The sequence below is a fragment of the Arsenicicoccus sp. UBA2120 genome (genome assembly GCF_002330965.1).
Lineage (GTDB): Bacteria > Actinomycetota > Actinomycetes > Actinomycetales > Dermatophilaceae > Arsenicicoccus > Arsenicicoccus bolidensis.
The window spans coordinates 30,660-38,178 of record NZ_DCYC01000080.1; the positions used below are offsets into that span (position 1 = coordinate 30,660).

Annotated in this window: 7 protein-coding genes; 3 read left to right on the forward strand and 4 right to left on the reverse strand. The window is 73.9% G+C overall.

The features are described from left to right. Nucleotides 1-66 precede the first annotated feature (66 nt). The 4 genes from B2P18_RS13535 to B2P18_RS13550 are packed head-to-tail and all read right to left on the reverse strand — an operon-like array spanning nucleotide 67 to nucleotide 3,504. On the reverse strand, nucleotides 67-675 hold the full coding sequence (locus tag B2P18_RS13535; protein WP_029211968.1) for a response regulator transcription factor: 609 nt from the start codon (nucleotides 673-675) through the stop codon (nucleotides 67-69). Further along, nucleotides 672-1,763, reverse strand: a complete 1,092-nt coding sequence (locus tag B2P18_RS13540; protein ID WP_029211969.1) for a sensor histidine kinase — start codon at nucleotides 1,761-1,763, stop codon at nucleotides 672-674. Before B2P18_RS13540 ends, B2P18_RS13535 begins: the two co-directional genes overlap by 4 nt. Beyond that, entirely contained in the window at nucleotides 1,760-2,515 is a 756-nt protein-coding gene (locus B2P18_RS13545) for an ABC transporter permease (protein ID WP_286961150.1), read from the reverse strand. The genes B2P18_RS13540 and B2P18_RS13545 overlap by 4 nt, the downstream gene beginning before the upstream one ends. After that, complete coding sequence (locus B2P18_RS13550) at nucleotides 2,512-3,504, reverse strand: ABC transporter ATP-binding protein (protein WP_286959973.1); 993 nt, start codon at nucleotides 3,502-3,504, stop codon at nucleotides 2,512-2,514. The genes B2P18_RS13545 and B2P18_RS13550 overlap by 4 nt, the downstream gene beginning before the upstream one ends. Nucleotides 3,505-3,587: 83 nt before the next feature. On the opposite strand from B2P18_RS13550, the gene B2P18_RS13555 reads away from it, so the two are divergent. The 3 genes from B2P18_RS13555 to hutI are packed head-to-tail and all read left to right on the forward strand — an operon-like array spanning nucleotide 3,588 to nucleotide 7,504. Next, complete coding sequence (locus B2P18_RS13555; RefSeq protein ID WP_286961153.1) at nucleotides 3,588-4,850, forward strand: allantoate amidohydrolase; 1,263 nt, start codon at nucleotides 3,588-3,590, stop codon at nucleotides 4,848-4,850. A 60-nt stretch (nucleotides 4,851-4,910) separates the two neighbouring features. Then, nucleotides 4,911-6,260, forward strand: a complete 1,350-nt coding sequence (locus B2P18_RS13560; protein ID WP_239261980.1) for a formimidoylglutamate deiminase — start codon at nucleotides 4,911-4,913, stop codon at nucleotides 6,258-6,260. After that, nucleotides 6,257-7,504, forward strand: coding sequence for an imidazolonepropionase (gene hutI / locus B2P18_RS13565; protein WP_286961156.1), 1,248 nt, complete (start codon nucleotides 6,257-6,259; stop codon nucleotides 7,502-7,504). Before B2P18_RS13560 ends, hutI begins: the two co-directional genes overlap by 4 nt. Nucleotides 7,505-7,519: the final 15 nt, after the last annotated feature.

A 7,519-nucleotide genomic window follows, 5' to 3' on the forward strand; every position in this document is an offset into this window, starting at 1 on the left:
GAAGGTGCGGGGTGGGGCGTCGGGGTCGTGCGTTTGTGAGCTGGGAGCGCGTGAAGGTGCGGGTGGTCAGAGCCAGCCGCGGGACTGGGCCTCGCGCGCCGCCTCGACGGCCGTCGAGGTGCCGGTCTTGGCGATCGCGGAGGACAGGTGGTTGCGGACGGTCCCCGGTGAGAGGAACAGGCGCGCCGCGATGTCGGGAGCGCGGTGGCCCTCCATCGCGAGCTGCAGGGTCTCGCGCTCGCGCGCCGTCAGTGGCGAGGCGCCGCCGTAGAGGGACTCGGTCGCCAGCGCGGGGTCGACCACGCGGAGCCCCGCGTGCACGCGCCGCACGGCCTCGGCGAGCTCGGAGGCTGGCGCGTCCTTGACGACGAAGCCACTGGCCCCCGCCTCGAGCGCCCGCCGCACGTAGCCCGGCCGCCCGAAGGTCGTCACGATCAGCGAGCGGACGCCCGGTGCTTCGCGAGCCAGCTGCGACGCCACCTCCAGGCCGTCGAGGCCGGGCATCTCGATGTCGAGCAGGCACACGTCGGGCGAGGTCACGCGGACCGCGCCGAGCACCTCGTCGCCGCGGCCGACCTGCGCCACGACCTCGAGGTCGGTCTCCAGGTCGAGCAGCGCCGCGAGGGCCCCACGCACCATGGCCTGGTCGTCGGCCAGCAGCAGGCGGATCGTCATAGCCGCACCTCCAGTCGGGTGCCCCGCCCGTCCGGTCCGGGGCCGAGCATCAGGGATCCTCCGGCGCCGGCGACCCGCTCGCGCAGCCCGCGGATGCCGTTGCCCTCCTTGGCTCCTCGCAGCCCGCGCCCGTCGTCCTCGACGACCAGGCCTGCGGCCGAGAGTCGAATGGCGCACCGCCCCGCCCCGGAGTGCCGCACGACATTGGTGACGGCCTCGCGCAGCACCCACGCGAGGACCGTGCGGTGACGTGGGTCGACCACGGTGAGGTCGCCCGGCAGGTCGGCGGCGATGCCGGCACCGGTGAGCGCCATACGGGCGCCCTCGACCTCGTCGCCGAGCGACGCGACCCGCAGCCCACCCACGGTCTCGCGGATCTCGGCGAGGGCGGTGCGGGTCAGCGAGCGGATCTCGATCAGCTCGGCGCGGGCCCGCTCGACGTCGACGTCCAGCAGCCGCTCGGCGAGCTCGGTCTTGACCGCGACCACGGTCAGGGAGTGCCCGAGGACGTCGTGCACGTCGCGGGCCACCCGCTCGCGCTCGGAGGCGATGCGCAGGGCGTCCTTGGTGCGGGTGTAGTCGAACTCCTTGTCGTTGGCGACCCGGGTCACCGCGGTGGAGATGAAGACGATCGCCAGGATGATCGTGAGGAAGCCGAAGCTGCCGAACACCCCGGCCCACCAAGGGAGCCCGACGGCGAGGGCGAGCAGCACCCCGGCGATGCCGAAGGCGTGGCGCAGCGGGAACGTGAACATCGCGAAGCTCAGCAGGAAGGGCGACATCCCGACGACCTCGACGCCCAGCACCGGCACCGTGACCAGGCAGAGCGCGATCAGCACGGCGTACCACCGCACGGCGGCGGGGTTGACGCGCCGGCCCTCGCCGAAGGCCCAGAGCCGGTTCATCGACCAGACGTAGACGAACGCGAAGCACGCGATCGCGGCCAGCGCGATGCCCTTGAGCCAGGTCGGCGCGGAGTCCTGCAGGACCTCGATCACCGGGAAGCCGAGGAAGGCGAGCCAGACGGCGGCCATCACCCACCCGTAGCGGCTCCACGGGTTCTCGAGGGTCGGGTGGGCTCCGCTCACTGCCGTCCCCGGCTGCGGCGCACGAGCCAGGTCGCCAGGATCGCGAGGAGCGTCAGCCATGCGGCCACGTTAGCAACGGGGATCCACAGGCCCTCGTTGATCAGGACGTCGCCGGACATGACGCGGCCCTCGGTGAGCGGGTAGCGGCTCAGCTGGACCAGGCCGTAGAGCGGGGTGAACCGGGCGATGGTGAGCAGGACGCCCTCGAGCGGGATGAAGATGTTGCCGAGGAACGCGAGGATCACCAGGGAGCCGCTGGCCGCCGAGACCGCCGACTCGCTGCGCAGCCAGAGCCCGAAGACGAGGCCGTAGAGCGCGAACGCGGCCGCTCCGGCGATGGTGATGAGCGGGCACAGGACCCAGGCGAGCCCGTCGGCCCGGGCTCCGGTCAGCGCGCCCGCCGCATAGATCAGGGCGATGGGGATCACCGCGATGGTGAGGGCGACCAGGACCTTGACGGAGACGAAGGTGCGATCCTTGAGCGGGGTCAGCCCCAGCTGGCGTCCCCAGCCCAGGCTGCGCTCGGTCGCGGCCGAGGCGCCGATGCCGGTCGTGGCGGTGACGGCGCCGTAGGTCGCCATCGACACCATGATGTAGAAGGTCACGTTGCCGTGGCCGGCGTTCTCCTTGCCGAAGGACTGGGCCGCGCCGAAGACGAGGTACATGAACAGCGGGATGCCGACGGTGAAGAACAGCCCCACCCGGTCACGGACGAAGCGCAGGACCTCGAGGCGGTAGTAGGTGGCGTTCATCGCACGTCCTCCGTGGCTGCGGCGGCCTGCTCGGCCTGCTCGGTGATCTCGAGGAAGGTCTGGTCGAGGGAGCCGCGCGAGACCTCCAGCTCGCGGGCGCCAAGGTCGCCCAGCAGGACCCGGGCGACCCCGTCGGAGTCGGTGCAGCGCACCACGACCCGGATGCCGCTGGCCGCCGTCCCCGTGTGGTCGACGTGGTCGACGCCTGCCACCCGCTGCAGCACGTCCGTCACGCGGGCGAGCTCGCCCGCCCCGATCTCCGCGCTGACGAGCCGCCCGGTCGCCCGGGCGCGCAGCTCGGCGGTGGTCCCGTCGGCGACGACCCGCCCGCCGGCGACCAGGACGATGCGCCGGGCGAAGTCCTCGGCCTCCTCCAGGTAGTGCGTGGCGAACACCACGGTCCGGCCGGCGTCGGCGTCGGCGTGCATGGTCGACCAGAAGTCCCGCCGGGCGGTGACGTCCATCCCCGCCGTGGGCTCGTCGAGGACCAGCAGGTCGGGCGAGGGCAGCAGCGCCATCGCGAAGCGCAGCCGCTGCTGCTCGCCGCCGGAGCACTTGGACACGCGGCGACCCGCGAGCCCGGAAAGGCCTGCCCGCTGCAGGACCGAGTCGACGCTCTCGTGCTGCGGGAAGGTCGAGGCGATCAGCTGCACCGTCTCGCGGACGGTGAGGTCGGGGAGCAGCCCGCCGCTCTGCAGCACCGCCGACACGCGTCCGGCGGCGACCGCTCGACGGGGGTCCTCGCCATACGTCCGGGCGGTCCCGCTGGTGGGCTCGGTGAGCCCGAGGACCATGTCCAAGGTGGTGGTCTTGCCGGCGCCGTTGGGGCCGAGGAAGGCCACCACCTCGCCGGGCTCGATCGTCAGGTCGAGGCCGTCGACCGCGGTCACGGTGCGGGACCCGGGCTTGCCCTTGGCGCCCTTGCCCGTGCCCTTGAAGGTCTTGCGCAGGTCCCGCAGCTCCACCGCGGGTGCTGTCGTCGTCGTCATGTCTCCAGCCTGCTGACCTGCGCCGACGGGGCCGTGCGGGTCCTGTCACGAGTCCCGGGTGACAGGTGTCATAGGTTGGCCGTATGTCGACGCCGACCGCCTCCCAGACCGCCGCCCACGGCCCCGCCCACGCAGAGCTGGACCGGATGTGGGGCGAGCTCGCGCCGGTGGGGCGGGACGGCGGGTCAGGGGGCTACCGCAGGTTCGCGTGGACGCGCGAGGACGCGACGCTGCGGGAGTGGTTCGCGGGGGAGTGCGCCCGGCGCGGCCTGGACGTGGTCGAGGACCGCGCCGGCAACCAGTGGGCGTGGTGGGGCGACGTCGACGCGGCGCGGGCCCGCGGGGTGCAGGGCGTGGCGATCGGCTCGCACCTGGACTCGGTGCCGGACGGCGGGGCGTATGACGGACCGCTCGGCGTGGTCACCGCCCTCGCCACCGTCGACGCGCTGCGGGCGGCCGGGCACGAGCCGACCGTGCCGATCGGGGTCGTGAACTTCGTGGACGAGGAGGGCGCGAGGTTCGGGGTGGCGTGCATCGGCTCCCGCGTCGTGACGGGGGCGATGACGCCGGAGCGGGCGCTCGGGCTGCGCGACAACGACGGCGTGACCCTCGCCGAGGCGCTGCGGGACGCCGGGCGCGACCCCGACGCGATCGGGCGCGACGACGAGGCCTTCTCTCGCGTGGGCACCTTCGTCGAGCTGCACGTCGAGCAGGGCCGCGGCCTCGCCGACCTGGACCGCCCCGTCGCCGTCGGCACCGCCATCTGGCCGCACGGCCGCTGGCGCCTCGACCTGGCGGGGCAGGCCAACCACGCCGGCACCACCCGCCTCGAGGACCGCGACGACCCGATGCTGCGCCTCGCGTCCGCGATCCTCACCGCCCGCACCGCCGCCACCGCGCACGGCTGCGTGGCCACCATCGGCAAGACCCGCGTCGTCCCCGGCGGCGTCAACGCCATCCCCTCCGCCGTCACCGCGTGGCTCGACGCGCGCGGTCCGGTGGCGGCGGACGTGCGGGAGGTCGTCGAGGCGGTGGCGCGCGACAGCGGCATACGGCCTGCGGCGGAGCCGGTCTGCGAGTCGTGGACCCCGGAGACGACGTTCGACGCGGACCTGGCCGCCCGGCTGTCCACGCTGCTCGACGACGCGCCCCTGCTCGGCACCGGGGCCGGCCATGACGCCGGCATCCTGACCAACGCGGGCGTGCCGACCGCGATGCTCTTCGTGCGCAACCGAACCGGCGTCTCGCACGCCCCCGACGAGCACGCCGAGGTCGCCGACTGCCACGCCGGGCTCGATGCGCTGACGGCCGTCGTCACCGACCTCGCGGCACCGGCCGGGGGATAGGGTGGGGGCGTCGCCGACGCCGAGGCCGACGACTGGGTCGATTCGAGGGGGCCACGGGTCATGACCACGTTCTGGTCGGAGCACGCGCTGCTGCCGTCCGGGATCACCAACGGCGTGCGCACGACGGTGTCCGAGGACCGGATCACCGCCATCGACGTCCGCACCCATCCCCGGCCGCACGACATCAAGCTCCACGGCGTGACCTTCCCCGGCCTGGCCAACGTCCACAGCCATGCCTTCCACCGCGGGCTGCGCGGGCGCACCCACGGCAACGGCGGCGACTTCTGGTCCTGGCGCGAGCGGATGTACTCCCTCATGAGCCACCTGCAGCCCGACACCTACCTCGACCTCGCGCGGGCGACCTTCGCGGAGATGGTGCTCGCGGGGTTCACCTGCGTCGGCGAGTTCCACTACGTCCACCACCAGGAGGACGGCACCCCCTATCCCGACCCCAACGCCATGGGGCACGCCGTCCAGCAGGCCGCCGCCGAGGCCGGGATCCGCCTCACCCTGCTCGACACCTGCTATCTCACGGGCGGGCTCGACGGGTCGGGCTACCTGCCGCTCGACCCCTACCAGCGCAGGTTCGGCGACGGGACGGCCGAGGGCTGGGCCGCCCGCGTAGGCCAGCTCCGCGAGGGCCCCATGTCCCGCGTCGGCGCCGCCATCCACTCCGTGCGGGCCGTCCCCCGCGAGCAGCTCGGCGTCGTCGCCGAGGCCGCCCGCGCGGGTCTCGGCGTGCACCGCTCACCCGTCCCGCTGCACGTGCACCTGTCCGAGCAGCTCGCCGAGAACGCCGCCACGCTCGCGTGCTACGGCCGCACCCCGACCCAGCTCCTGCACGAGCAGGGGGTGCTCGGGCCCATGACGACCGCGGTCCACGCCACCCACCTCACCGAGGAGGACGTGCGGCTGCTCGGCGACAGCGGCACCGGCACGTGCTTCTGCCCCCTCACCGAGCGCGACCTGGCGGACGGCATCGGGCCCGCCCGCGACCTGCACCGCGCCGGCGCGCGCCTGTCGATCGGCACCGACCAGCACGTGTCCATCGACCCCTGGGGCGAGCTGCGCTCCCTCGAGATGCACGAGCGGCTCGTCACCAACGAGCGCGGGCGCTTCGACCCCGCCGAGCTCGTCGACTTCGGCACCCGCCAGGGCTATGCCTCGCTCGGCTGGGAGGACGGCGGCCGCCTCGAGGTCGGGGCGCTCGCCGACCTGTGCAACGTCCGCCTCGACAGCGTCCGCACCGTCGGCGCCAAGCCCGCGCAGGTCGTCTTCGCCGCCACCGCGGGCGACGTCGACACCGTCGTCGTCGGCGGCCAGCCCGTCGTGGAGGGCGGCCGCCACCGCATCGGCTCGGTCGCCCTCATGCTCCGCACCGCCCTCGATGCCCTCCTGGAGGAGCCGTGACCGCAGTCCTCGTCACCGACATCGGCCAGCTCGTCACCTGCTCGCCCGAGCTCGGCGACGGATCACCCCTCGGAGTCCTGCAGGACGCCGCCGTCGTGCTCGAGGAGGTCCCTGCGGCGGGCGCGTCGGCATACCGGATGATCGAGGGCGAGCCGGTGCCCGACCGTGGCCACGTCGCCTGGGTGGGGCGCGCGGCCGACGCACCCGCCGCCGACGAGGTGCTGTCCGTCGGGGGCCGTTGCGTGGTGCCGGGATTCGTCGACTCGCACGCCCACCTGATGTTCGCGGGGGACCGCGGCGAGGAGTTCGCGGCGCGGATGACGGGGCAGCCCTACGACGGGGGCGGGATCGCCGTGTCCGTGGCCGCCACCCGCGCCGCGTCCGACGAGGAGCTGCTCGACCTGCTGCTCGACCGGGTCCTCGAGATGCGCGCGCAGGGCACGACCACCGTCGAGGTCAAGTCCGGCTACGGGCTCACCGTGGACGACGAGGCGCGGGCGCTGCGCCTGGCGTGCGACGCCGGGATCGAGGAGACGACCTTCCTCGGGGCGCACGTCGTCCCGCCTGAGTTCCGTTCCCGCCGTGCGGACTACGTGTCCCTGGTGACCGGACCGATGCTGGAGGCGTGCGCGCCCTACGCGGTGTGGGGCGACGTGTTCTGCGAGCCCGCGTCGGCGCACGCGTTCGACGGCGACGAGGCGCGGGCGGTGCTGCTCGCGTGCCGCGAGGCGGGGCTGGAGCTGCGCGTCCACGGCAACCAGCTCGGCCACGGCCCGGGCGTCCAGCTGGCGTGCGAGCTGGAGGCGGCGTCGGTCGACCACTGCACCTATCTGTCGGCAGCCGACGTGGACGCGCTCGTGGGGGCGGCCGGCACCACGACCGCGACCCTGCTGCCCGGCGTCGAGTTCTCCACCCGCTCGCCCTATCCCGATGCGCGCGCCCTGCTCGACGCCGGGGTCTCGGTAGCGCTCGCGACCGACTGCAACCCGGGCACCTGCTACTCCTCGTCGATCCCCTTCGTGGTGGCCCTGGCCGTGCGCGAGATGGGTATGACGCCCGCCGAGGCCCTCCTCGCGGTGACCCTCGGCGGGGCTCGCGCGCTGCGGCGCAACGACGTCGGCCACCTCGGGGTGGGGGCACGCGCGGACCTGACGGTGCTCGACGCCCCGTCATACGTGCACCTGAGCTATCGCGCCGGCGTCCCCATCGCGACCGCCCTCGACCTCACCCCACCGCCTCGTTGAGAGGCGACAAATGGG

Coding starts and splice junctions, on each gene's coding strand:
- B2P18_RS13535 (WP_029211968.1), bottom strand. CDS start 675: ATGACGATCCGCCTGCTGCTGGCCGACGACCAGGCCATGGTGCGTGGG.
- B2P18_RS13545 (WP_286961150.1), bottom strand. CDS start 2,515: ATGAACGCCACCTACTACCGCCTCGAGGTCCTGCGCTTCGTCCGTGAC.
- B2P18_RS13550 (WP_286959973.1), bottom strand. CDS start 3,504: ATGACGACGACGACAGCACCCGCGGTGGAGCTGCGGGACCTGCGCAAG.
- B2P18_RS13555 (WP_286961153.1), top strand. CDS start 3,588: ATGTCGACGCCGACCGCCTCCCAGACCGCCGCCCACGGCCCCGCCCAC.
- B2P18_RS13560 (WP_239261980.1), top strand. CDS start 4,911: ATGACCACGTTCTGGTCGGAGCACGCGCTGCTGCCGTCCGGGATCACC.